Annotated in this window: 22 protein-coding genes; 4 read left to right on the forward strand and 18 right to left on the reverse strand. The window is 43.9% G+C overall.

Going from position 1 to position 26,547, the window contains the following annotated elements; all coding sequences use genetic code 11:
* Positions 1–139: 139 nt before the first annotated feature.
* The 3 genes from L3V33_RS09570 to L3V33_RS09580 form a co-directional block, all read right to left on the reverse strand.
* Positions 140–511, reverse strand: coding sequence for a YbaN family protein (locus L3V33_RS09570; protein WP_065204975.1), 372 nt, complete (start codon positions 509–511; stop codon positions 140–142).
* Between the two features lie 74 nt (positions 512–585).
* A complete protein-coding gene (locus tag L3V33_RS09575) occupies positions 586–723 on the reverse strand; it encodes a hypothetical protein (RefSeq protein ID WP_004734169.1) in 138 nt (45 codons plus the stop codon).
* Positions 724–871: 148 nt separating this feature from the next.
* Entirely contained in the window at positions 872–1,975 is a 1,104-nt protein-coding gene (locus tag L3V33_RS09580) for a response regulator (RefSeq protein ID WP_004734168.1), read from the reverse strand.
* 228 nt (positions 1,976–2,203) lie between these two features.
* Between L3V33_RS09580 and L3V33_RS09585 the strand changes: the two genes are divergently transcribed.
* Positions 2,204–3,079: a LysR family transcriptional regulator gene (locus L3V33_RS09585; protein ID WP_004734167.1), complete on the forward strand. Its 876-nt coding sequence runs from the start codon at positions 2,204–2,206 to the stop codon at positions 3,077–3,079.
* A gap of 75 nt (positions 3,080–3,154) precedes the next feature.
* On the opposite strand, the gene purF is transcribed toward L3V33_RS09585, so the two are convergent.
* The 10 genes from purF to fabB form a co-directional block, all read right to left on the reverse strand.
* Complete coding sequence (gene purF / locus L3V33_RS09590; RefSeq protein ID WP_004734166.1) at positions 3,155–4,669, reverse strand: amidophosphoribosyltransferase; 1,515 nt, start codon at positions 4,667–4,669, stop codon at positions 3,155–3,157.
* Between the two features lie 33 nt (positions 4,670–4,702).
* Positions 4,703–5,194: a CvpA family protein gene (locus tag L3V33_RS09595; RefSeq protein WP_004734165.1), complete on the reverse strand. Its 492-nt coding sequence runs from the start codon at positions 5,192–5,194 to the stop codon at positions 4,703–4,705.
* A 61-nt stretch (positions 5,195–5,255) separates the two neighbouring features.
* Positions 5,256–5,828, reverse strand: coding sequence for an SPOR domain-containing protein (locus tag L3V33_RS09600; protein WP_017084069.1), 573 nt, complete (start codon positions 5,826–5,828; stop codon positions 5,256–5,258).
* Positions 5,829–7,091 (reverse strand): bifunctional tetrahydrofolate synthase/dihydrofolate synthase, encoded by a 1,263-nt coding sequence (gene folC, locus L3V33_RS09605; protein WP_171313157.1) that lies wholly within the window; start codon positions 7,089–7,091, stop codon positions 5,829–5,831.
* A 42-nt stretch (positions 7,092–7,133) separates the two neighbouring features.
* A complete protein-coding gene (gene accD / locus L3V33_RS09610) occupies positions 7,134–8,060 on the reverse strand; it encodes an acetyl-CoA carboxylase, carboxyltransferase subunit beta (RefSeq protein ID WP_004734162.1) in 927 nt (308 codons plus the stop codon).
* A 176-nt stretch (positions 8,061–8,236) separates the two neighbouring features.
* A complete protein-coding gene (gene truA / locus L3V33_RS09615) occupies positions 8,237–9,031 on the reverse strand; it encodes a tRNA pseudouridine(38-40) synthase TruA (protein ID WP_237290303.1) in 795 nt (264 codons plus the stop codon).
* 196 nt (positions 9,032–9,227) lie between these two features.
* Positions 9,228–14,342 carry a FimV/HubP family polar landmark protein gene (locus L3V33_RS09620; protein ID WP_237290304.1) on the reverse strand — a complete coding sequence of 1,705 codons (5,115 nt, stop codon included), beginning with the start codon at positions 14,340–14,342 and terminating at the stop codon, positions 9,228–9,230.
* 207 nt (positions 14,343–14,549) lie between these two features.
* Complete coding sequence (locus L3V33_RS09625; protein ID WP_004734159.1) at positions 14,550–15,563, reverse strand: aspartate-semialdehyde dehydrogenase; 1,014 nt, start codon at positions 15,561–15,563, stop codon at positions 14,550–14,552.
* Positions 15,564–15,575: 12 nt separating this feature from the next.
* Positions 15,576–16,709, reverse strand: a complete 1,134-nt coding sequence (locus tag L3V33_RS09630) for a 4-phosphoerythronate dehydrogenase (protein ID WP_237290305.1) — start codon at positions 16,707–16,709, stop codon at positions 15,576–15,578.
* Positions 16,710–17,196: 487 nt separating this feature from the next.
* Positions 17,197–18,408: a beta-ketoacyl-ACP synthase I gene (fabB, locus tag L3V33_RS09635; protein ID WP_010436883.1), complete on the reverse strand. Its 1,212-nt coding sequence runs from the start codon at positions 18,406–18,408 to the stop codon at positions 17,197–17,199.
* A gap of 128 nt (positions 18,409–18,536) precedes the next feature.
* Between fabB and mnmC the strand changes: the two genes are divergently transcribed.
* Positions 18,537–20,612 (forward strand): bifunctional tRNA (5-methylaminomethyl-2-thiouridine)(34)-methyltransferase MnmD/FAD-dependent 5-carboxymethylaminomethyl-2-thiouridine(34) oxidoreductase MnmC, encoded by a 2,076-nt coding sequence (mnmC, locus tag L3V33_RS09640; RefSeq protein ID WP_237290306.1) that lies wholly within the window; start codon positions 18,537–18,539, stop codon positions 20,610–20,612.
* Between the two features lie 257 nt (positions 20,613–20,869).
* On the opposite strand, the gene L3V33_RS09645 is transcribed toward mnmC, so the two are convergent.
* The 3 genes from L3V33_RS09645 to L3V33_RS09655 all read right to left on the reverse strand — a co-directional run bounded on the left by L3V33_RS09645 (position 20,870) and on the right by L3V33_RS09655 (position 22,369).
* Positions 20,870–21,391, reverse strand: a complete 522-nt coding sequence (locus L3V33_RS09645; protein WP_146453965.1) for an NADPH-dependent FMN reductase — start codon at positions 21,389–21,391, stop codon at positions 20,870–20,872.
* A 174-nt stretch (positions 21,392–21,565) separates the two neighbouring features.
* Positions 21,566–21,829, reverse strand: coding sequence for a YfcL family protein (locus L3V33_RS09650; RefSeq protein WP_102475303.1), 264 nt, complete (start codon positions 21,827–21,829; stop codon positions 21,566–21,568).
* 9 nt (positions 21,830–21,838) lie between these two features.
* Positions 21,839–22,369: an elongation factor P hydroxylase gene (locus tag L3V33_RS09655; protein WP_237290398.1), complete on the reverse strand. Its 531-nt coding sequence runs from the start codon at positions 22,367–22,369 to the stop codon at positions 21,839–21,841.
* Between the two features lie 299 nt (positions 22,370–22,668).
* Between L3V33_RS09655 and L3V33_RS09660 the strand changes: the two genes are divergently transcribed.
* Entirely contained in the window at positions 22,669–23,292 is a 624-nt protein-coding gene (locus L3V33_RS09660) for a trimeric intracellular cation channel family protein (protein ID WP_004734183.1), read from the forward strand.
* A gap of 113 nt (positions 23,293–23,405) precedes the next feature.
* On the opposite strand, the gene aroC is transcribed toward L3V33_RS09660, so the two are convergent.
* Positions 23,406–24,491: a chorismate synthase gene (gene aroC / locus L3V33_RS09665; RefSeq protein ID WP_004734182.1), complete on the reverse strand. Its 1,086-nt coding sequence runs from the start codon at positions 24,489–24,491 to the stop codon at positions 23,406–23,408.
* Between the two features lie 297 nt (positions 24,492–24,788).
* On the opposite strand from aroC, the gene L3V33_RS09670 reads away from it, so the two are divergent.
* Positions 24,789–25,292 (forward strand): GNAT family N-acetyltransferase, encoded by a 504-nt coding sequence (locus tag L3V33_RS09670; RefSeq protein ID WP_237290307.1) that lies wholly within the window; start codon positions 24,789–24,791, stop codon positions 25,290–25,292.
* A gap of 521 nt (positions 25,293–25,813) precedes the next feature.
* On the opposite strand, the gene L3V33_RS09675 is transcribed toward L3V33_RS09670, so the two are convergent.
* On the reverse strand, positions 25,814–25,984 hold the full coding sequence (locus L3V33_RS09675; protein WP_237290308.1) for a hypothetical protein: 171 nt from the start codon (positions 25,982–25,984) through the stop codon (positions 25,814–25,816).
* Positions 25,985–26,547: the final 563 nt, after the last annotated feature.

Genomic DNA, 26,547 nt, shown 5'->3' on the forward strand with positions numbered 1-26,547 from the left:
CGCTTTCCAAACTCTCGTTAATGAATCAAACATCAACGCTCGGAATTAAGGAAAGGTACGATTGGTATTCATTGCAACGAGAGTCATAACTCTGATTGCTGAAATAATAAACGCCCGCTATACAAGCAGGCACACTGGCTTAATGGTAGTGATTTTCTTTGCTGTCAGCAACCAACTCATGGGTTGGAAGTCGCATAAACCATGTGAGAAGAATAACAAGTACACAAATTAGGAAAACCTTGACCCAAATGAGCGGGGCAAAGTAGATCGATAACGCAAAACTCAACAAGATAAAGAACACGCCACGCGTTTTAACTTGCTTGGTAACGGCACCGTGTTGATACCAATTGTTCAACAAGGGACCCAGCGTTTTATGCTCATGCATCCATTTGTGAACTTTGGGGTTGCTTCGCATGAAACATGCGCTGGCAAGAAGGAGAAAAGGCGTGGTTGGCAGAACGGGTAAAACGATCCCTAGAACTGCAAGAATGATACAAAGGCCACCAGCAATATTGAGGCTTAAAACTCGAACGCTAATTGTGGCCTCCTTGAGTTAGCTATCACCAATCGGCGACGATAGCTTAACTAGAATGTTGCGTAACCATTGAATACACGGATCAACGTAAGGGTTGCTGGTAGTAATGGAATCGCTAAAAATGCAGCTAAAAATCCTAAAAAATAGAATACATTAAACGGGTCTTGAAAGTCTTTGTTATCTGCCATGATTGCTTCTTGTTTTTGTTAGTAAAGGTAAGTATCTGGCGAACCAAACCCACTTTGCTAAATCGACATTTAACAAAAAAGGCATAGTCACACCATTTGCGCAACTATACCTTAATCAATTATTCACAAAAACCGAGGAAATATAGGGTTAATCAGTGGACCCTTGGTGTATGTCTAAACTAAAACTGGCCGATCCAAGCAGGCTCAATGATAGCTGGCAGCCTTGTTCAATCGGAAGATCCCGTGTAATAAAGTTCTTCTTACAGTTCTCACCCAAGCGCTCGCCTGCTGCAATATGTTGATTCAATTCGCCATTCGACCATTGTCCATCTAAACCCGCAGGTAAAATAGAGATAGTTCCCACAGCAAGATCAGCAACACCAAACAAAGCATTCACAGGGGTTGAGCATTTAGAGCAACGAATCCCCTTCTCCAAAATTTCCGCAATATCTTTGAGATCAACGTTAAAATCTTTTCTATTTCTGATGTAATCGTGGAATAACGCTCTCACCAACAATGTGGCCGCTGAGCCGCCGTTATCAGAAGACGACGAATCGACGAGGTAGAAAGCAAACTGCCCGTTCATCATCCACGCATAATCAAACACAAGCGGCATCATTTCTGTTGATTGCAGTAAACGGTAACTGCAACGCCATGAGCCTTGTCGTGTGTCTTTCTCTGGAAGCAGCGCGTGCAATAAGTCTCTTGCAGCACTCGGGTTATCTTGCAGGTAGTTTAGATGCCAATGCAGCTCTTGGTCTTCAGGGATCTCGCCACCGTCATCAACGCAGAACCATTGGCTTGAAAAATCTCGTTGGTCTGAAATGTTATCGAACGAATCTGTCAATGTATTCGCAATCGCACTTCCTAAGTGACCGTGATCCTCTAGAGGTTTCGCTAAAAAGTCTTTGATACCAAATCGTAATGCTTTCGCCACATCAGACATATCATCAGTGCCAGACACAACGATCATAGGCAGTGACGGATACTCTAAACTGAGCTCTTCTACAAGCTCAATGCCATCCAGTATCGGCATTGATAAGTCACACACAATTAAATCTGGCGCTGAGTCTCTAAGTTTTTGCAGAGCGTCCAGCCCATTTTCAGCCTCAACCACTTTATAACCAATCTTGTCTAAGTACGCGCTGGTTATCCGGCGAAAAATAGGATCATCATCAACCAACATAACGCATTTTTGATTGAGAACTTCCTGAGCCGAGGTCATAACTGGCTGACTGTGAGTTTTGTACATAATCTCTAACCTCACAAAACTAAGTCGAATTATTATTGTTATCTGTTCTAAGAACTAATATAAAACTTAGTAATAAAATACTAAATACACAAATGTTCACTCTTTACTGGTAATTCGTGACAAGGGTTGGAATACTGGTAAATAGTGCAACGAGTTGACGTAACGCAAACATTGATCTCAATATTACGTATAAATTAGATGAGATTGTAAACAAATGTGTCTGGATTTATGAAATTAGATGATTTAAACCTCTTTCGACTTGTCGTTGAAAATGGGAGCTACACCGCAACATCGCGCAAGACAATGATTCCGGTTGCGACCATTACACGACGCATCCAAGCCTTAGAAGACTCTTTGAACCTAAGGCTTCTCAATAGACACGCGCGTAAACTCTCTTTAACAGAGGCTGGCGAACGTTTTTTCAATGAATGCTCACCGTTACTACAACGTCTATCTTCTACTGCAGAAGAACTCACTGACGTGTGTAAGGGGGCTTCAGGGAAGATTCGCATTACCGCTCCCTCAAACCTGACCAAGCGCATGATGATGCCGATGTTCAGTGAATTCATGACTCAATACCCTGATATCAATATTGAGCTGATGATGAACAACCAAGCTGATCAGCTTGATCCAACCGAGTGGGATGTCATTTTCAGAGTCGGCCCGCAGCGTGATTCAAGCTTAATCGCAAGAAAGATCAGTGAAGTGAAGGATATTCTTATCGCGAGTCCTGACTACTTAGCGAAGAACCCTGCACCAAGTCATGCAGAAGAGCTCGCGAATCATTCGCTACTTAAAGGCTATCCGCTGATTAAGTGGCAGCTGAGTAATTCGAATGAAGAGACGGTCGTGAATAGCGAGAAAGGTCGTTTCAATGCGAATGCGCTTAATGTCGTAAGACAAGCCTGTTCAGAAGGCCTAGGTATCACCCTAATGCCTGACGTGATGATCCGTGAATACATTGAAGATGGCAGCTTAGTGCAAGTCTTAGAAGACTGGAGTGCTAACCCTCGTGATATTTACATGCTTTATAACCACAAAGACCACCTGCCAGAGAAGGTTAGACTGTTTATTGATTTTGTGATCGCATACCACATTCATTAGAGTCACCCCTTCTCCACAAACAAAAAAACCAGAGCCGATGCTCTGGTTTTTTATTACTCATTTTTTATGAGTACGCTAAGCGCCTTCGTTATGTAACTCTAGGTTCGCGAGATCTTGTTGGATCTCACGCTCAACCTTTGAATCGTCATTACGTAAAGAGTCTAGGAAATCTAGGTACGCTTGGTCGATATCGCCCGTTACATACTCGCCGTTGAATACGGATGTATCAAAACGAGAGATGTCTTGATTACCCATACCTACTGCAGAGATTAAGTCTGGTAGCGTTTGGAAAATCAAAGCGTCTGCGCCGATCTGCTTACAAATCGTTTCGTTGTCACGGCCATGAGCAATAAGCTCCGTCGCGCTCGGCATATCGATGCCGTAAACGTTCGGGAAACGAACCTCAGGAGCAGCAGAAACCATGAAGACTTTGCTTGCGCCAGAATCACGAGCCATCTCAATGATCTGCTCTGATGTCGTGCCACGCACAATAGAATCATCAACCAATAGAACGTTCTTACCTTTAAACTCAGAACGAATTGCGTTGAGCTTACGGCGAACCGACTTCTTACGCTGTTGCTGACCAGGCATGATAAACGTGCGGCCAACATAGCGGTTTTTCACGAAACCTTGACGATATGGCTTATTGATCGCTTGAGCAATTCGTAGCGCAATATCATTCGATGTTTCAGGGATTGGAATTACCACGTCAATGTCTAGGTCTGCGTACTCTTCTTTAATACGCTTGCCTAACATCTCACCCATCTCAACGCGTGCGCTGTAAACCGAAATTTTATCGATGAATGAATCAGGACGAGCAAAATAAACAAACTCGAAAATACATGGGTTTAATTGTGGGTTATCTGCGCATTGTTTAGTGAAAAGCTCACCATTGAATGTTGCGTAGATAGCTTCACCAGGGGCAACATCGCGCATAAAATCAAAACCAACAGCGTCTAACGCTACCGATTCAGACGCAACCATGTACTCTGTTTTACCGTTAATTTCACGCTTACCAAGACACAGTGGACGAATACCATGTGGGTCACGGAATGCGATCATACCGTGGCCGATGATCATCGCTGTCACTGCGTAAGCACCACGAATAGTACGGTGCACGTTTGCAACGGCGCGGAACACATCTTCTGAAGTCACATTACCTTTAACAGTATCGATTTCATGAGCCAATACGTTCAGTAGAACTTCAGAATCAGAGGTTGTGTTGACATGACGACGGTCTTTTTCGAACAACTTCTCACGAACTTCACTTGCATTCGTTAGATTGCCGTTGTGCGCCAACGTGATACCAAAAGGAGAGTTTACGTAGAAAGGCTGCGCTTCAGAAGCACTCGAGCTTCCCGCTGTAGGATAACGAACATGACCAATACCCACGTTACCTTGGAGGCGTTGCATGTGTTTTGCTTCAAAAACATCTTTAACTAAACCGTTCGCCTTACGCAGACGGAAACGATTGCTTTCTATGGTACAAATTCCAGCGGCATCTTGGCCACGATGCTGCAATACCGTTAAAGCGTCATAAATAGACTGGTTTACAGGTGTTGAACCCACGATTCCAACAATACCACACATGTCCTAATCCTCGATTTTCGACATTAACTGGCGCTAAAGCGCGCCAGATAAGAAACTAGATGTTGCTTGTAAATGCTCAAAGAACGGCGCAATGATTCGGCTAAACTCCGGAACCAACTGCGAATTCTCCCACCACTCAGAACTTGGGAATGCAGTAAACGCATCCATGAAAAACAACACTGCAGAGACAATCAGAACACCACGTAAGCCGCCAAAGACGACACCGAGGATTCTGTCTGTACCCGACAGGCCTGTTTTCTGAACTAGCTGACCGATGACATAGTTAACTAAGGCACCGACAACTAACGTTGCAACAAATAATGCTGCTATCGCAGTTCCGTTTCGAAACATCTCATCTTCGATATTGGTGAAGTACATGGCTAATTTAGCGTAGTACTGGCTAGCAATAAAAAATGCTCCAAACCAAATAACAAGTGACAACGCTTCTTTAGCGAAACCGCGAACTAAACTGATCACGGCAGAGAAGCCGATCACGCCTAAAATGACAAAATCTAACCAATTCATGAATTCTTCATCTTAAGTTGGCGCGCATTTTAACAGAAAAAATGCTGACGCAAACGTTTTCTTATGGATTTAACGGTTTAAATTTGAGCAATTGGCCTTTTGAACCCGTAATTTTTTCTAATTCCTTAATTTGTCGCTCAAGTTTGGATTTAGAGACATCCGGGCCAATAATTACTCGCGTAAACGTTTTTTCTTGCTTGGTGTGAGCCTGGTAACCACGCTTTTGCAAATCCTTAACAACGTTTTTTGCGTTGTCAGCATTCTTCAAAGCCATCAATTGAATAATCCAAGCACTGTCTTGGTATTCATTTTTTTCCGGTACTGGCTTAACCACCACAGCCACTTTATCTGCTTCTTTGTTACTGGAAGCCGACGCAGTTTGCTTATCTGAATTATCAACACCACTTTCAACCACTCGCTCAACCGGAGAGTCCGGCAGTGCAATCTGATCTTCAACAGGGTCGAGTACTTCAAAAACTTCTACATTACTATCAAGCTCTGGCTTAATCGGAATGCTTGCAAACTCTTCTTTATAGTGGAGCTTCTTACCATCCAGCACATCGGGCAATACAATCACACCAATGGCCACTAAAATGATGGTACCGACTAATCGGCTTTGGAATTTACTTGCCATTTAGTTTCCTTTTTTCTGCCAATGCTCCAATACTTCACCCACAGTATGGAAAGAACCGACCACCAGTACAACATCGTCACCTTTAACAGAAGCTAAAGCCGCTTCAAACGCTGCTACAGGGTTTGAATGCTGCTCTACGCCTTGAGGTAGGCTTTGACACAATTCAGCAGCTGTTGCGGCTCGTGGGCCGTTCAGCGAAGCTGGGTACCAATGTGTTGTGATTGGTGCTAATACTTCCAATGTCGCAGGGATATCTTTGTCATGAAGCATGGCGACTACAACGTGTAAATTTTTACCTGCATACTTCTTCGTTACTTGCTGCGCAAAATATTCAGCCGAATGCGGGTTGTGCGCAACATCAAGCACAATCACGGGTTGTTCGCTAATTTGCTGCATACGCCCAGGAAGCTGTGCGTTCTTCATGCCATTAACGACGTTCACATCGCTAATGCTAAGTTCTGAAGTACCTAATGCCATCAATGCTGTTGCTGCGTTAGGTAGCGGTAGGCTTGGAATAGGCAGTGATTCTAGTTGGAATGCCCCACTGCGCCAGTTCCAAGTATCGCCGTCTACATCATAGGTGTATTGAATACCCACCTGATAGAACTCAGCCTTAATGTCATCAGCATGAGCAGCAACCGTAGCTGGTGGTTTAGGTTGACCACAGATAGCCGGCTTACCACTACGATAAATACCGGCTTTCTCAAAACCAATCACATTGATGTCATCACCTAGCCAATCAACATGATCGACAGCCAAACTGGTAATCACAGAAACATCATGCTCAACTATATTCGTCGCATCTAGGCGTCCACCTAGACCCACTTCTAATAACACAACATCAACCGCTTCAATTTGAAAAGCACGTAACGCCGCTAAAGTCCCATATTCGAAAAAGCTAAGGCTGATCTCCCCGCGCTCTTTCTCAATGAAATTGAAAGACTGAACCATCTTTTCATCGGATAGATCTTGGCCGTTAATACGAACACGTTCGTTATAGCGAATTAAGTGAGGAGAACTATAGACACCGACTGAGTAACCAGCATCCAACAGAATAGCTTCCATTAGTGCACACGTTGAGCCTTTGCCATTAGTTCCGGCAACAGTAATAACGTGTTGAGCAGGTTTGGTGAGGTTTGCCTTAGAGGCGACGGCCTGAACTCGGTCTAATCCAAGATCAATAGCGCTTGTGTGGATGTTTGATAAATAATCAAGCCACATCTCCAAAGAGGATGTGGCTTGAGGAATAGGTTGTTGACTCATCTAACTCATAACCATGATTAAGTAGGTTTGTTAGAAGGTACTTTACCCTTTTTCTGGCGCTTCTGGTACTTCATAAGTAGCTTCATTCGGTGAATCGTTCACAGAAACTACTAATGGTGAAGGCTGGTTGGTCATTTTAGCAACAAGGCTTGCAACGCGCTGACGCATCTCACGACGGTCAACGATCATGTCGATAGCGCCGTGGTCGAGTAGGAACTCACTGCGTTGGAAACCTTCAGGAAGGTCTTCACGTACAGTTTGCTCGATTACACGACGTCCAGCAAAACCGATAAGCGCTTTTGGCTCACCGATGTTGATATCGCCAAGCATTGCCAAACTCGCAGAAACACCACCCATTGTTGGATCAGTCATTACTGAAACAAACGGTAGGCCTTTCGCAGATAAACGCTCTAGAGCAGCACTGGTTTTCGCCATTTGCATTAGAGACATCAATGCCTCTTGCATACGAGCACCACCACTTGCAGAGAAACAAACTAAACCACAGTTGTTCTCAATAGCCGCATCTACCGCTTTCACAAAACGAGCACCAACAACAGAGCCCATTGAACCACCCATAAATGAGAATTCAAAAGCACACGCTACGATTGGTAAACCTAGTAGTTCACCTTTCATTGCGATCAGCGCGTCAGTTTCACCACTGTTCTTTTGAGCAGTAGAGATACGCTCTTTATAACGCTTAGAGTCTTTAAACTTCAGTTTGTCTTGTGGCTCAAGATCAGCACCTAGTTCAACGCGCTCACCTTTGTCTAGGAATGTATCCAGACGGCGACGTGCCTTCATGCGCATGTGATGGTCACATTTTGGACACACTTCTAGGTTACGCTCTAGTTCAGCATGGTAAAGAACCTGCTCACAAGAAGTACATTTAGTCCAAACGCCCTCAGGGATAGACGCTTTACGAGATGTTACGATGTTGCTTTTTTCTAAAATCTTTTCAAGCCAACTCATGGAAGACCTTTTTGTTTCGATTCTTACGCTTGATTGCGAAAGAAATAAATTTGGGAATTATGCGTGGGAATTAAAGCACATAAAACAGCGACTGTAGATAAAAAACTGGTTGTACCTATTTTCTGGCACTATTTTACGCACGAAACCGTAATATTTTTTGAACCTAAGTCTCACATTTAGTTCAAATTATCCGGTAAAAACAGAGGCCCAATTGGCTCTCGTGGTAACTCAAAATGTTCAGGATAATCAACATCTACCAGATACAAGCCTTCCGCTTTGGCGGTTGCGCCAGCCACTTTTCGATCTTTAGCCTCTAAAAGCCACTGGATCCACTCTGGTTTTTGCTCACCTTTACCTACTGCAATTAGGCTACCCGTAATATTCCTCACCATATGGTGAACAAACGCATTCGCTTTAATATCGATCACTATGTAGTACCCATGACGAGTCACGTTTAAGTGAATCATGTTTCTCCATGGACTACGAGATTGACAATGTGTCGCTCTGAATGAAGTGAAGTCGTTCTCGCCTAACAAGTATTGACCCGCTTCATGCATCTTTTTCTCATCAAGGTGACCATGGTAATGGCTCACGCCTGAATTCAGAATGCCAGGACGTAGTGCATGATTAAAGATAATGTAGCGATAACGGCGTGCAGTTGCAGAAAAACGAGCGTGGAAATCCTCATTCACCTCTGTCGCCCAACGAACCGCAATATCTTTTGGCATGTTGGCATTCGCGCCCATTGTCCAAGCAACCATTTTACGATCAACATTAGTTTCAAAGTGAACGACTTGTCCCGTACCGTGAACACCGGCATCTGTACGACCTGCGCACATAACCTCTACAGGATGATTCGCGACAACTGAAAGAGCCTTTTCCAATTCTTCTTGGACACTTTTCACGTCTCGTTGGCGCTGCCAACCAAAGTAGTGGGTACCGTTATATTCAATACCTAAAGCAATTTTCATGTTCTTGTTCTCTTTGAAAATGGGCAAGAAGTATATACGGAAATGAGTGCTAGCCCAAATAGGATGGGGCTAAAACTGCAATAAACAATCACTACCGCCCTAGACGGTGGTTTTAAGAAGCCAAATAAAACAAAGGCGCTTGGGCTCACCCAAAAATAAAGGGTAGCCAACGCTACCCTTTATGATTTTTTTAAATTTATCGACCGTTTAAGGTATCGATAAGATTCTTTGCCTCTCGACGAATATCATCGCTCCCGTCAACTATCGCCTCTTCTAGAAGCTTAATTGCACCTTGCGAATCACTCATCTCGATATAGATTTTAGCCAAATCGAGCTTGCCAGCAGCTTCTGCATTGTTGTCGACATCATAGTTGCCGATATCACCGATAACATCAGGAAATTCATTTAGGCCAACATCCAGCTTCAACTCTTCATCATCTGGATTTATGGCTTCTTCGCCTTCTTGCTCTACTTGAGCCATCAGTTCGTCAATCGTCATGTATTGCTTATCACGACTGTTACCCGACTCTGTTAGATTATCTTGTTGACCCCAATTCTCTTCTTTAATTTTAGGTTCAGCTTGTTTTTCAGCCGATGCCCAAATCTCTTGTTGATCGTCAGGAACACCATTGTGCATGCTTGATTGCTGCTCTGGAGCTAAGTTAAAGCCTTTCCAATCTTCACCGCCAACTTCAAGCATCGCATCGATATCGAGCCCTGCACTGTCAATCGATGTTGCATCTAGTGGCTTCTCAAACATATTGTCGACTGAGTCTTGTACATCTTCTGAAAGCAACTCAGCCAATGCTGTTTCATCAAAATCGTCAAAGCCTTCTAGTGGTTCGTCTTGAACTGCTGTAGGTGCTGAGTTTGATTCTAAAGGCGTTGAATTTAATCCTGAAGATGAACTCGGTGAATGATCTGGTTGTGCGAACGCTGTCAATTCAGGTTCTTCTGCATCTGAGAACCCTGCTTCGCCCGAGAAACCCTCTGTATCTGAGAAATCGTCAGCGTGACTAAAGCTTTGCGGGTTTGAGAACAAATCATGCAACGCATCTTGCTCTTCACCTTGAGGACTAAAAGAAGTCAGTGGTGTCGGCTTCTCTGCAAACGCATCTGAGATGGCTTCGTCTTCACCGTATTCAGGCAAATCAAGCTCATCGAACTCGACGCCTTCTTCTTCCGCTACTGGCTCTGCGCTGCTTTGCTCAATATCATCTAAAACAGAGTCTGCTTTTGCGCTTTCTTCGTCATATTCAGGAAGATCAAGATCATCGAACTCAAACTTTTCTGCCTCAGGAGCGAGATCTTGCTCTAATTGAGCTTCATCAGGCTCACTAACGACTTCCGCCAACGCGTCTTCTTCACCAAACTCTGGCAGTTCGAAATCATCAAACGAGAACTCGTCTTCGCCTTCTTGTCCTAGAACCTCAGCTTGTTCCGGAGCTTCAGCTTGCGGTGCCGTTTCTGCTTGAGGCGCAACGTCTGCTTGTGGCTCAGATGTTAATTGTGGTTCTAATACTGATTGAGGTTCAGCGTCTAGTTGAGAATCAACAGCAGGAGCAACTGGTTCTGGTATTACTTCAACATCAGCTTCAGCATCGGCTTCTGCCAATGCGTCTTCTTCATTAAACTCAGGAAGTTCGAAGTCATCAAACGAGAACCCTTCTTCGCTGTCTTGTCCTAGAACTTCAGCTTGTTCCGTAGCGTCAACTTGCGATACCGATTCTACTTGAGGTTCAGCGTCTAATTGAGGTTCAACAGCAGGAATAACTGGTTCTGGTATTACTTCAACATCAGCTTCAACATCGGCTTCTGCCAACGCGTCTTCTTCATTAAACTCAGGAAGTTCGAAGTCATCAAACGAGAACTCTTCTTCGCTGTCTTGTCCTAGAACTTCAGCTTGTTCCGTAGCTTCAATTTTCGGTGCCGTTTCTGCTTGAGGTTCAGTGTCTAGTTGAGGTTCAACAGCAGGAGTAACTGGGTCTGGTATTACTTCAACATCAGCTTCAGCATCGGCTTCTGCCAACGCGTCTTCTTTAGCTGTATCGTCTCCAATCAGCCAATCATCGTCTTCTGGTACACCGAACTCATTTGGAATGATTTCTGGCATATGTGCAGCACGGGCTGGCTCTGGCTCTGGCTCTGGCTCTGGCTCTGGCTCTGGCTCTGGCTCTGGCTCTGGCTCTGGCAAGGATTCAACGATATTTTCAAGTTCATCGCTACCTTGAATTTTCGGTTCAAAGTCAAAATCAGAGTCTATATTCGCAGGAGATTCAACATCATCAATGGCTTCGGCTAACCAATCTTCTACCGTTTCTTCATCTTCTTCAGAGATATCCTTTAAAGACGCTGGCGAAGCTTGATCTTCAGTACTCGCAGCGATGTCTTCACGCTGATGTTGTACGTCGGCTTCTTTCGGTTCTAATTCTTGTTGCTCAGTGTCTTCTTGAGTCGGCTCTTCAAAAACTGGTTTGTCAAAGTCAGAATTCTCAGAGAGCAACGAGTCAATATCCAGTTCATCATCTTTAACAGACGACACCGCTTCTTCTGGTGATAATTCATGACTATCAGAAAGAGACGTTTGTTCTGGTTCCAAAGCACTTTCGATTGATGCTTCAGCTGGCTCTTCATTAGCTTGCAACGAATCGCTGTCATCAGAAGTCATCAACTCATCAATCAATGCTTCATCTGTTGTTTCTAGTGCGTCATCAAGCAACGCATCCGTTGCAGGCGCTACACCAAACAAGTCATCGATAAAGTCATCACGATTAAAGGCTTCATCATTTTCTGGCTTAACATCAGCACCGTCTTGAGTCAGTTCTAAATCTAATGAAGCATCACCAACAAATTCAGGTTGTGGTGTTTCAGTAATGTCCGTTATTTGCTCAAGCTCGACTTCAGAAGGCTCTGACGTTAATTGAGTATGTTCAACGTCTGAATCCTTGATAAGGTCGTCGTTGGTTTTATCAGAACCAAAGGCAACATCTAGATCTTTATCAAACGTCAGCTCTTCTGATTCAAGCTCGTCTTCAATGCCACTTGTCAGTAAATCATCAAACGGGTCTAAAGATTCAGACTTTGGTGAATCGGCTTGGTCCGCTGAAAGCGCATCATCCGATAGTTCACTATCAAGGAAATCATCAAGTAAGTCGGTGCTCTCTGCATCGAGTTCGAAGTCATCGTCAGAATCTCCGATTAATTCATCCAGAGTTTCCGTGCTGTCTTCTGCAATGTTTAGCTCATCATCAGTCGATAAACCAGAAAGTTCTTCAAGTTCGGATAAGGCATCAAAACCTAAAGGCTCACTTTCAAGCTCATCATCCGATTCATCGCCCAGCATTTCATCAAGGAGTTCGGTCGAGTTGCTTAGGTCAACGTCATCCCCTTCCAACTGCTCATCAAGTAGATCAACGCTGTCTTGAGTCTCTTCATCAACGATTGGCTTATCAAACTGAGACAGGATGTTTTCGATATCATCATCAGACGCCAAACCATTGTTTAGGTTCGTCGCTATCTCATCGTCGCTATCGAGGTTGAAAGGATCATTCGCTTGCTCGTTCTGAGCGGCAACCTGAGCAAAGATGTCATCAATATCATCCTCTACACTAGGAGCTGCAGATTGAGTGGTCTGTTGTTCAGAGATCAGAGCATCAATATCAAAGTCGTCAGTGCTTATGTCCGAAGGCGTAGCATCGCTTTGTTGTTCTGAGATAAGCGCATCGATATCAAAATCATCGGTTATTGATGTGTCGGCACTAGAAGTAGAATCATTTTGCTCTTCCGAAATCAAAGCATCGATGTCGAAGCTATCATCATCTTCGTCATCAAGAGAAAACAGGTCATCTAATAGTGACTGGTCTAATTCGTTAGAGCCTAAATCTTCAGTCTCGGATTCTTTAGATAGCAGTGCTTCAATCTCATCAGCAGACATTGCGTTATCATCTGAGAGATCAAAATCGACTTCATCGGTATCAAGTGCGCTTTCTGCGCTTTTATCGAGCGCGCGCTCCATCTCTTCAAGGCCAAGCGCTTTCTCTTCACCATTAACACTGATGCCGTTACTGCTGTCCAAGTCCAGATCATCAAAGTTAGTGTCTAAATCACCGTTTTCGCCAATGCTCGCAAATGGGTCATCATCTTCACCGTCGAGATTGAAATCGAGATCAGATTCATCCAATCCTGCAAATACATCATCTTCTTCAGCAAGAGCTTGGTCGTCAAACAACTTATTGGCATCGTCTTCAGTGCCAAACAAGTCATCGTCTAAAGACAGCTCGTTAAGGTCGTCCATCTCGTCGCCCAATGTAATAGGCGCGACGCTGCTTGGTTCAGGCTGAATCGGTTGTTCTTGAGTGGTTTGCTGTTGTTCTTCATTTTTAGAACGACGGTCTATCAGCATCACGATGATCAAGCCAAGTAGAAGACCCGGAATAATCGCAAGAGCCGCAACTAACCAACCATTAGATAACAGTTCATCCATGGCACTTGGGGCCATTTTTTCAATTTCGGCGTTCTTTCTACGCTCTTCATCAAGTAGCTTTTCCACTTCGCTACGAATGCGGTCTTCATCACTGAGCTCTGTTTTTAGCTCATCCACTTCCAACTGAACATTCGACAGCATCAAACGAAGTTGATGGTTTTTTTCTTCAAGTGACAGTAACTCAGTTTCTGAAAGCTCTAACTGCTTCTCAAGGTGGTTCATTTCCTTGGCACCGGTTAGCGGCTTGTTACTCACTATCTCTTGATTACCAATTATCGATTTATCGACAACTTTAGGTTCGCTAACCTTAGCTTTGGATTGTGCATTTTTAGGTGCTACATCTGGTCGACTTGACGCTTGCGCTACTTTAGGTTTTGAAGCGGTAGGCTTTGTCGCAGGAGCATCAAGCTTAGCAAGGTGCGAGTTCATGATGTTGATAGCTTGCTGCGTCGAACTTGCACGTGCTTGCTCTAAAGAAGGCACACGTAAATTACTGGCAGGCAGCAGGCTATGGATATTCTGATTTTCAAACGCTTGTGGGTTTAAGCGATAAATCGCCAACAATGTTTGTTGGACTGAAACGGAGTTATCAGGGCGTAACCTTGAAGCAATAGACCATAGCGTTTCTGAGCCACGAGTTGGACCATAGAAACGTGAAGGCTCAGCGCTTTTCAATTGCGCTCTTTGAAGAGGTTCTGAAAACGTAGGCGCTGATTGTATCTGGCCATTAGGCCCTACAACTCGAATGGAATCTGCACGAACAACGGAAATCTGAGTCGCAATGATAAAGGCAAAAGGCATTAACCACGGCTTGAAAAATTGAAACATAAAAGGCTCAGCTAGGTGCTTAAATTCGGAAAAGTGATGATCTATTAAATATATCGGATAAATGACGTAAAACTATAGAGATGAAAACAAAAAATGTGTTGCAGCAACAATATTCGCAGCAATTTCACACAATTTGACTAACAATATTTTCAATCGATTAAAAAAGCCCCACTAAAGAGTGAGGCTTGATAATCAAAGCAATGAAGCTTAGAAGTAATCGCGAATCAGAACTTCAGCGATTTGAACTGCGTTTGTCGCTGCGCCTTTACGAACGTTATCAGCTACTACCCACATGTTCACGCCGCTGTGATGGCTGATGTCGCTACGAATACGACCAACCATTACGTGGTCCTTACCACCCGCATCACGAACTTGAGTTGGGAAGTCTAGAGCTTGGAATACTTCAACGCCTTCCGTGTTCTCTAGAAGCTGAATAACTTGCTCTGCACCGATTGGCGCGCGAGTTTCAACATGTAGAGATTCAGCGTGGCCGTAGAACACAGGAACACGAACACAAGTCGGGTTCACCGTGATTGACGAATCAGCAAAGATTTTCTGAGTTTCCCAAACCATCTTCATTTCTTCACGTGTGTAGCCGTTCTCTGTAAATTCATCAATCTGAGGAATACAGTTGAACGCGATCTGCTGTGAGAATGCTGACTTGTCAGCTGGCATGCCGTTAAGAAGCTTAGCCGTTTGACCCGCTAGCTCATCGATACCCGGCTTACCTGCACCAGACACAGATTGGTAAGTTGAAACGTTAATACGCTCAAGACCCACTTCATCGTGAATTGGTTTAAGTGCTACTACCATCTGAATAGTAGAGCAGTTAGGGTTCGCGATGATGTTGCGGTTACGGAACTCAGCAATCGCTTCAGGGTTAACTTCTGGCACAACCAGAGGAACATCATATTCATAACGGAAACGTGATGTGTTATCGATAACCACCACACCTTCGTCAGCCGCGATTGGAGCCCAACGTTCTGAAAGCTCGCTACCTGCAGAGAAAAACGCAATATGTACTTGAGACCAATCGAAGTCTTCTACGTTTTGTACTTGTATTGTTTTGCCGTTAAAACGGGAAGTTTTGCCTTCACTACGTTCACTTGCTAGTAAGTGCATTTCACCGACAGGGAATTTACGCTCTTTAAGTACTTCAAGAATGGTTTCACCAACCGCACCAGTCGCACCTAAAATAGCAATATTAAATTCTTGGCTCATTGTTTCTCTCTTTTATAAAGTTGGCTTTACCATAAAACCGAGTTTAGATAACGGCGTTAAATTACAAGATTCGTCGCCCGTTAACTCGACTGCACTGTACTCTCTACGGTCCCAATATTCTTTACGCATCTTGTCAAAAGAACCCGGCGTAGAGATATTGCGACGGAATAAGGCGTCGTCTTTGCGCACATCATAGATCAACTGAGTCAAATTGTGCAGTGTTGCTTCATCCCAAGCTCTATCTAATTTCATTTGAGGCACTGGGGCTGTCGGCAGAAGATCGCTTGCATAAGCTCGAAGCTCTGTACCCAAGAACTCACAATAACTGTTGAAGATCATCGTAGTACCACGTGCTTTACCCTCTAAACCGTAGCCAGCTACGTGAGGAGTTGCAAAAGCAAGCAGTGGAAGCAGCTCAAAATCGACTTCAGGTTCAAACTCAAACACATCAAGAACGGCAGTAAAACCATCGGCTTTTTGCAGGCGAGCTTTTAACGCTTGGTTATCAACAACTGGGCCACGAGCCGCATTAATCAGAATTTGGTCTGCACGGAAGTTATTCAGCGCTTGCTCATTAATCAAGTGATGCGTTGGGAACTCACCCGTCTTAGTGATTGGCGTATGCAGAGTGATAACGTCTGACTGCTCAAGCAGTGTCTCTAATTCAGTAAACTCACGAGTATCACCCTCTTGTTGTTTTAGAGGATCGTTCAGCAGAACTTTGATACCAATACCTTCAAGGCACTTCGATAAGTAGCTACCTACCTGACCACAACCGATAATACCGACCGTTTTGTCGAATACAGAGAAGCCTTGTTGCTGCGCAAGTACCATCATTGCGCTAAAGGCATACTCAGCGACACCCACTTTGTTACAGCCAGGCGCCGCAGTAAAGAAAATGCCACGCTCTTTCATCAATGCTTGGTCGACATGGTCCATACCTGCCGTCGCAGTGCCGACAAACTTCAGCTTATTGGCTTTGCTAATCAATGATTCATTCACCTTGGTGACAGAGCGAATCATCAATGCGTCTACGTCAACTAGGTCGTCAGCAGTTAATGTGCGACCAGACTTCATTGTCACTTCCCCTAGCTGGCTAAATAACGCTTCAGCATAAGGCATATTTTCGTCGATTAAGATTTTCATTTGGCGAGTACTTTAGTTGGGGTCTATCGACCTAAATGTGAATTGAAATGATTGTGCAAAATTCCACACTCGGTGTCGAGTAGCAAATGGAATACATTATATATAAAGGGCTACGTTGGCATTTATCACACCATATCCCAAAACCGAATCAACACTGAAGATTGTGTAGCCCAGAAACGAAAAATGCCCGATTGAATAAACAATCGGGCAAACATCCAGAACAAAAGGATCCTATCTCGCTCTCCAGGAGACAGAGTCTTGCGTCTGTTCAACCAGTACTAACCAAAGTCACTACTGGTCAAGCTCTGGAAACCTTTTAATTTCTAAACCCAGATTAAAAAAGTCATGTTCAAAAAAACACGTATAAAACCTACATTTAAAAAGCTTTGTTCTGTTGGTCATGGTTAGTGGGCAACCTATGCGTGTTGAGTCTGCACTCACGTCACCCATTAACGATTAACCTTTATTAATTTAACCTTGGCTTCAATTAGCCTTGGTATTTTTTGATTACTAGCGTTGCGTTCGTACCGCCGAAACCAAAGCTGTTAGACATAACCGTTGTTAGCTCTTGTTCACGAGCTTCCGTTACGATGTCTAGGCCTGCGCCTGCTTCGTCTAGGTTTGCAACGTTAATGCTTGGTGCGATGAAGCCGTTATCAAGCATTAGCGTTGAGTAAATTGCTTCGTGTACACCAGCCGCACCTAGAGCGTGACCTGTCATCGCTTTAGTTGCTGAGATTGCTGGGCTGTTGCCGCCAAAGACTTCTTGGATTGCGCCAAGTTCTTTAACGTCACCAACAGGAGTTGAAGTACCGTGAGTGTTCACGTAGTCAACACCATCAACGTTTTGCATTGCCATCTTCATACAACGAACCGCGCCTTCACCAGAAGGAGCAACCATGTCGTAGCCATCTGAAGTTGCGCCGTAACCCACGATTTCACCGTAGATTTTTGCGCCACGAGCCACAGCGTGCTCAAGTTCTTCGATAACTAGCATGCCGCCGCCACCAGAGATAACGAAACCGTCACGGTCTGCATCGTAGGTACGAGAAGCCAATTCTGGCGTGTCGTTGTACTTAGTAGAAAGTGCGCCCATTGCGTCGAACATCATAGTCAGAGACCAGTCCAGTTCTTCACCGCCACCAGCGAATACAACGTCTTGTTTACCCAGTTGGATAAGCTCCATTGCGTGACCAATACAGTGTGCCGATGTTGCACATGCAGAACTCATAGAGTAGTTCACGCCACGGATTTTGAATGGTGTAGCAAGACAAGCAGAAACCGTAGAAGCCATTGTACGTGGAACCATGTATGGACCAACGCGCTTAACGCCTTTTTCACGGATGATGTCTACAGCGTTAACTTGGTTTAGAGATGAAGCACCACCTGAACCCGCAACGATACCTGTGCGGTCATTAGATACTTGATCTTCAGTTAAGCCAGAGTCAGCAATTGCTTGCTCCATTGAAAGATAAGCGAATGCCGCTGCATCACCCATAAAGCGCATTTTTTTGCGATCGATATGGTCAGCAGGGTTCATTTTCAGGTTACCCCAAACTTGAGAGCGCAAGCCATTTTCCTTGAACTGCTCTGAAGCGGTAATACCTGATTTACCCTCTTTCAGTGATGCTAAAACTTCTTCGACGTTGTTACCGATACTTGAAACAATACCCATACCGGTGATTACGACTCGTTTCATGTGACATTCCTATAATTCTAAATTCAGCTAGATGATAACTAAGAAGCCTAACAAAAGTGGTCAGCTTTCCTAGAAATTCGTACAATCCCTACCAACATATCGCTTCAAATCACAAAATGATAGATTTTATGACTTCAATTACTAATGCAGAACTGGAATGGAATGAGTCTGGCACGCCAGTTTCAGACCAATTTGACGACGTTTACTTCTCTAATGTTAACGGTTTAGAAGAAACTCGCTACGTCTTTTTAAAACAAAACCACCTTCCAGAGCGTTGGGTTGAACATCAACAACGCCGTTTTGTGATTGCTGAAACCGGTTTTGGTACAGGTTTAAACTTTCTCGCAGTCTGGCAATGGTTCGATGCTTTTATTAAAGATAACCCACAAGCGATGACCAAAGAGTTACATTTCATCAGTTTTGAAAAATATCCTCTCAATAAAGAGGATCTCATCAAAGCGCACCAATCTTGGCCAGAATTAGCCCAGTATGCGACACAACTCCAAGAACACTATCCGATTGCTCTGCCTGAATGTCACCGTATTGTTTTGGGCGATGGCGCGATCACACTCGATTTATGGTTTGGTGATATTAAAGATTGTATGCCAAACGTGCCGACCCCGCAGGAAGGTTTGGTTGACGCTTGGTTCTTAGATGGCTTTGCACCGAGTAAGAACCCAGAAATGTGGAATCAAAACCTATTCAACGGAATGGCCAAATTGGCAAAACAAGATTGCAGTTGTGCAACGTTTACCGCTGCCGGGTTTGTTCGCCGCGGTTTAATCGAAGCTGGCTTTGCGATGAAAAAAGTTAAAGGCTTTGGTACTAAGCGGGAAATGATTGCCGGCCGACTTGATGAGAAGCACGCTCACACCAACATTAAACCTTGGTATGGCCTAGCTCAACACAGTAATTCACAAGATATCGCCATTATCGGTGGTGGTGTTGCCAGCGCTGCGCTTGCAAAAACGTTAAGCCGACGTGGTAAAAACATCACCCTTTATTGTGAACACCAACAAGCCGCTGGAAATGCCTCTGGCAACAATCAAGGTGCGATTTATCCGCTACTCAGTGAAGCGACATCCAATGTTTCAAGAATATTTGGCCCAGGCTTGTTGTTTGCCCGCCAATTTATCAATCAAGCAGCACAATCGGTGAACTTTGATCACAACTGGTGTGGCGTGAATATTTTGATGTGGGATGAGGGCTCAACTAAAAAGCTCAACCGCATGTTGGAAGGCAATTTCCACACAGACTTGATTCAGCGCTTAACGCCCGAACAAGCCAACGAAAAGATTGGCTTACCGGTTGATAAAGAGAGTGTTTACTTCCCACTGGGTGGTTGGTTAAGCCCTCTTCAGCTTACTCAAGGTTTGATTGGTAAGTTAGAAGAGACCAACCAAGTAAGCGCGCACTATCAACACCAAGTGACACAACTTGAGTGGTTAGAAGCAGAGCAACAATGGCTACTAACGATTGATACACCTCAAGGTGAAATTCAAACTAAGCACGACCAAGTGGTTGTCGCGAATGGACACAAGTTCACCCAATTTGAGCAAACTCGCCCCGTACCTCTGACGCCAGTTAAAGGGCAAGTGAGTCATATCCCGACTACAGAAAACCTCAGCAAGCTAAAAACGGTGTTGTGTTTTGATGGTTACTTAACGCCACAGAATCCAAATAATGGTCACCATTGTATTGGCGCGAACTACGACAAAACCAATATCGACCAAGAATTTGATATTGAGGTTCAACAACATAATGGCGAGCGCTTACACGGCTCGTTGCCGGATCAAGCGTGGACAAAAGATGTCGACACCAGTGACAACTTAGCGCGCCAAGGTATCCGAAGCGTAAGCCGAGATCACCTACCATTCGTCGGTAATGTTGGCGATTTTGAATCCATCAAAGAGCAATATCAGAATCTGCACAACTTTAATCCGCAGCGTGATGCTATCGACGGTATCGAACCTGTTACCAGCTATCCGAACTTGTTCTGTTTTATTGGTTTAGGCTCACGTGGTTTGAGCTCGACCCCTCTTTTAGCAGAAGTCTTAGCCTCACAAATTTGTGGCGATCCTCTACCTCTTCCGGTTGGTGTGCTCGAAGCCATTCATCCAAGTCGAATGTGGATTAGAAGATTACGCAAAGGCAAAGCGTTAACAGAAGGCTGGGTTTCAACGAAACAAGCCAGTGCGGACTAGTCGATTCTAGACTAGGTCTAAATATTCAAATAAGTATTAGGCCGTGTTGATCTTACGAGCTGATTTTTGCAGCGAAAGGTCAACACACCCTAATTCGACCCAAACAAAAAGCCCGAGCATATCTCAATGCTCGGGCTTTGTTTTTTCAATCTTGTTTACGTCGCTGCTTCTTATTCTAGAGCAGTACGTTACTTTGCAGCGGCTCGTAACTTTACATCAGCTGGCTACTTAGCAGCTATTCGCTTTACTTTCCGCTTTTACAGCTTAGCAATCGCGTCTTTAATTTGAGCGGCAATCTCTTCATTGCTGATTGAACCAGACTCAAAATCAAAGTTATCGTAGAAGCTAGGTACTGAAACTGATGCTTTAACGTTACCGCCAAAGTATGGCGCTGAGCCTGTTGCTGCGCCAAGTACCGTCTGTGCACCACCTGGGCCCGGAGATGTCGCTAAGTAAACCGCAGGTTTCTCACCAAATACTGAACGCTCAATGCGTGTCGCCCAGTCAAATAGGTTTTTGTACGCTGCTGGATAATGACCGTTGTGCTCTGCGAAAGAGATAACAAATGCGTCCGCTTCTGCTAAGTCACGCAAGAATGCTTGAGCACCTTCCGCTTGGCCAATCTCTTTTTCAGTGTCTTCACTGAACATAGGCACGTTGTAATCGTTGATGTTTAGAACTTTGACTTCAGCACCTTCAATCAAGTTAGCTGCGTAAGTTGCTAGAGTTTTGTTGATAGAGGTAGAGCTTGTGCTTGCGCCGAATGCGATAACTTTCATGATGTGACCTTTTCTGTGATTCCGTTAAGTGGGATTAGAATAACGTAGTCAGAAAATGGAACCATCACAAGAAATGAACGGACTCATTCAAAAAATTCGAATGAGTCTCAAATTATTGGTTCGCTCAAAAATGAGGAGGAAGAGTAATGAACGAATTACGGTAGACGAATAAAATTAAGCTTGGTTTTGCAACTCAACCCAAAGGTCATTAACGATCGTACGATCGGCTGGCGTCAATTCAGAACGCGCGTCATCTAGGCTCTTCTCGATGCGTGCTTTAACTTCTGCTACGTCTTCAATGCCGTCTTCTTCACATGAAGCCACTGAAAGAGAAATATGACCACGTAAGTAACCACCAGCAAACAGTTCATCGTCTGATGCGTTTTCAATGCGAGCATCAATTACTTCAAGTAGTTTTTCTTCAAATTCGATAATCATAATATTCTCTTATTTCACAATAAATTGGCTAGTACATAAAGGTGCAACATCATAGAAACTGCGTACTGCTTCAGAGAGCATTTTCACGCGAGGCGGAAGACCAGCTTCAAAGATACCCATGACTTCGCTGTGTACTTTATTCATAAAGGCCAAACGATCTGGCTCAAAATCGCCGTGTAGATTGTCACAGCTGACATTAAAAGGAAAGCCTGCACTGGTCGCAATGATCCATTCATACGCTTGTGGGCGAATTTCTACTTTTTCAAACTCAGCTTGAACCGACTCAGTTCGGCCATCAGGCTCATACCAGTAACCAAAATCTTCCAATAAACGACGCTCAGGACCAGCCACACACCAGTGTGCTATCTCGTGAAGTGCTGACGCGTAAAAGCCGCGAGCAAATACGATACGGTGATGAGAAACCTCCCCATCGGCTGGCAGGTAAATAGGCTCGTCCGCTCCCAGTTCTAGCTTGGTATTAAAGCTCTCGAAAAAGGTTTGATTGAAAATGTCGATAATATCTGGGTATTGGTGCGTCATAAGATCAAATTTAAATAAAAAGAACTGGGGCATTTTGCGTTTTTTTAAGCGCTCGGTAAAGCCCTATCACTGGCAATGACATTAGGTTCATCATAATACTTTACGATGACAATCGATTGCTGATCCCAGATTACACCATTTTGAGGTGAATGATTAGTTTAGCTAATCTGAAATGCCTATTCACGGTACAAATATTCATTCGTCAATCAGCGTTTTTACTACTACACTCGCGCTTCATTTTTATATCCCTATGGCCTATAAGACTCCAATTTATAGACCTAAATTATAGAGCTACAGCAATGCTACTAAGTGTTTTGTATATCATTGGCATCACGGCAGAAGCCATGACCGGCGCTCTCAGCGCTGGCAAACAAAAAATGGATTGGTTTGGTGTAATGTTGGTTGCAAGTGCAACGGCAATTGGCGGCGGTACAGTACGAGATATCTTACTCGGCCATTACCCTTTAGGTTGGGTTGAAAACCCACAATATCTGGCGATCACCTGTATCGCGGGTGTTATCACAACAGGACTGGCTAAATGGGTAATCAAGCTAAAAGGCTTGTTCATTCGTTTAGATGCTCTAGGTCTTATCGTGTTCAGCATCATTGGCACGAAGGTCGCGATGACCATGGGTCTGCACCCAATGATTTGTATGGTGTCTGCATTGGTTACTGGCGTATTTGGTGGCCTGTTGCGCGATCTTATCTGCCGTCAAACGCCACTGGTTTTACATGAAGAGTTGTATGCATCTGTCGCCCTTGTCGCTTCAGGTTTATACCTAGGTTTGCTTGAGCTTGGCATTAACGACGTAACAGCAACGATTGTTACGCTTGTGGTTGGCTACTTGCTGCGTATGGCTGCCGTAAGATTCAAATGGCGCTTGCCTTCGTTCCAGCTTGATCCGGAAAGCTCTGTGCATTAGATAATATATTCTCAATGACTCAGAATATAAAAAGGGTTGCTTCATTACGAAGCAACCCTTTTTGGTTTCTATCAAATCAGTTTCAAATCTGTTTTGAATAAAACGAAGCAGAACTAGATTTTTGGCGTTTCTGTTGTCACACCAAAGTTTTGACCACGGTGACGTAGCAAGTGATCAAGCAGCACGATAGCCAGCATCGCTTCAGCAATAGGCACCGCACGGATACCCACACATGGATCGTGACGACCTTTAGTGATTAACTGCGTTGCTTCACCGTCTTTAGTGATCGTGTCACCAGGAACGGTAATGCTTGATGTTGGTTTAAGCGCAATGCTTGCCACAATATCTTGACCAGTAGAAATACCGCCTAAGATACCGCCAGCATGGTTGCTGCTGAAGCCTTCTGGAGTTAATGGATCACGGTGTTCACTACCGCGTTGATTAACTACATCAAAGCCATCACCAATCTCAACACCTTTCACCGCATTAATGCTCATTAGAGCGTGAGCAATGTCAGCATCTAAACGATCAAATATTGGCTCACCAAGGCCTACAGGCACTTTAGTCGCAACCACTTGAATCTTCGCACCGATCGAGTTGCCTTCTTTTAGCAAGTCACGAATCAGTTGGTCAAACTCAGGCACTTTGTCGGCGTCTGGGCAGAAAAACGCGTTGTTTTCGATCTCATTCCAATCCACTTTATCAATTGAGATATCACCCATTTGAGAAAGGTAAGCTTGGATTTCAACACCAAATTCTTGTTTCAGGTATTTCTTCGCAATTGCACCCGCCGCAACACGCATTGCAGTTTCACGAGCAGAAGAGCGACCGCCGCCACGGTAATCACGCACACCGTACTTTTGATGGTAGGTATAGTCAGCATGGCCAGGACGGAATTTGTCTTTAATTTCGGAATAGTCTTTAGAGCGTTGGTCTGTATTTTCAATCAATAGACCAATAGAAGTGCCCGTAGTTTGGCCTTCAAATACACCTGATAAGATTTTCACTTCATCCGCTTCACGGCGAGCCGTTGTATAACGAGAAGTACCAGGGCGACGACGGTCCAAATCTCTTTGAAGGTCTGCTTCGGTAATTTCTAATCCTGGTGGGCACCCATCTACGATACATCCTAGTGCGATACCGTGACTTTCTCCGAACGTAGTCACGCGGAAATGTTGTCCGATACTGTTTCCTGCCATTACTTCCTCTAAATCAGCCATCAATCAGAAGGTTTGATTCCTAAACCAACCAGCTAATAGCTTTACTTGTCTATTCTTCGTGAATTCATAGTGGCTTTATTACTAAATGATGTAAACCCCAAAAAACGAACAATTTTAACTTTCTATTACATAAGCCGAGTGAAATGAATAACGAGGGAAAATGAGTGGCGCTTTAAAGTGGTGATTTTGAATAGTTTCATGTCCAGTTAACAAAGGTTAATGAACTCGGTTTGAATACTCTCTATGTTGTAGCCCAAAATAATTAGGAGAAAAGTGATGATCGAGTGGAAAGTTAAAAAATTTGCGGACCTGTCTGTTCAAGAGCTCTATGATTTCTTACAGCAAAGAGTCGATATTTTTATCGTGGATATGAACACACCCTATAGTGACCTAGACGGCAAAGATAACCATCCAGAGACCTATCACATCATGGGTTATGAGAACGAATGTCTAGTAGCTTACAGCCGAATTATGGCTCAGAAGCTTGGATACCCCGTAGATGTTCTCCCTTTGCTCGATTCTGATGCAGATGATGTTTGTATCGGGCGAGTGATCGTAGCGAAAGAATACCGAGGTCAACAGATAGGTAACCAGCTCATGCAAGTGAGTTTTGATGCCACTCGGAAGATTTACCCTGATTGCTCAATTTTTATTTCGGCACAAGCTCATCTTAAAGACTATTATGGTAAGTTCGGTTTCGACGTAGTGACTGATCGTTACTTGGAAGATGGATGCAGTATGCTAGGCCTTAGATATACCCCACAGCTCGTTGCCGTTTAGCAAAAGCTGCAAGACAAAGACATCTAAAGACACAACATGGTATTGAAAGATTAAGTCGTTCTGAAATGCAAAAAACCCGACAACTCAGGGAGTTATCGGGTTTCTTTAAATAGTGGTACGCCCTGAAGGATTCGAACCTTTATATTAGGTTAATTTAAAACCCAGTAAGTGAGTGAGTGGGGTGGCACTCCTCTCAAACTCAATTACGGCCTAGCATTAGAGTTAAAAACTCTAATAAATAAAACCGCCCAAGTCAAGCGCACCACTGGTGCAATGATAGTCATTTTTAACATCACGACCCTCATAATTCAGTGTGTCGATTGGGATACTTAACTCAAGGCACTTAATGTGAATTATCATTCAGAATTATGAATAATAATTATTCCGCATAACTATTCACAACAACACAAGAACGAAGTAGTAAAGTCTAGTTCGAATCCGGCTGGTCACAATCTCAATTAGTAGATTATTCTTAGATGCTCTCTCGTTCAATAGTCCCAGCCTTTACTGTTTACCGTAATCTAATCAGGAGATGGAAAGTCATCTAGCTTCTGCTCCAAGATAGTTCGTATTTTTGATAACTCTGCATAGCCGAGGTCACCGCAAATACCACTCATTTCCGTTTTTACTAAATGCAGCAGCGTCTGTATCTGTTCATAAGTAAACTCTTGACCCATATTTAATCTCTTCATCTTAATCACACCACTCTACATGTCTTAAAACTGAATACATTGCCTTGGACAACCATTAAACAAAACGCATACCATCCATGCAACATAGCTAGACCCCACTTATCTTAGACCTTCTTAGTGTAAAGATCACGCCAAGTGGTATCCTTACAACAACACCTAGCAACAGCCTGTATGTAGTAGCCCAAAGAGATTGTTTATTACAAATAAACATCATCTATATACCCAGTCATTCAGCATTGATGAATATATGATATGGCAACCTAAATGTTGGTTACTACAAGCCAGTTACTATATTCGACTCTATGTACCAGCGCCTGTCGGCTTTACCATACGTGTTCCATTAGTCCACAAGACAAATACAGTGGTGCCTTCATCACCTCAAATTCTACAAGGATTCTGAGTTGATATGTCACGTACTTCTAGGGAGATGTTGTTACTTTAAGCTACAGACGTCACACACTTCTAGGGAGACTCTGTTTCTATAAGTTAGTGCATCACTTATCTCTAGGAAGGAATGCTATATATACTCTGGATTAGGTGGTGATAATTACAAAAGTCAAGGT

The sequence above is a fragment of the Vibrio sp. A2-1 genome (assembly GCF_021728355.1).
GTDB lineage: Bacteria > Pseudomonadota > Gammaproteobacteria > Enterobacterales > Vibrionaceae > Vibrio > Vibrio splendidus_K.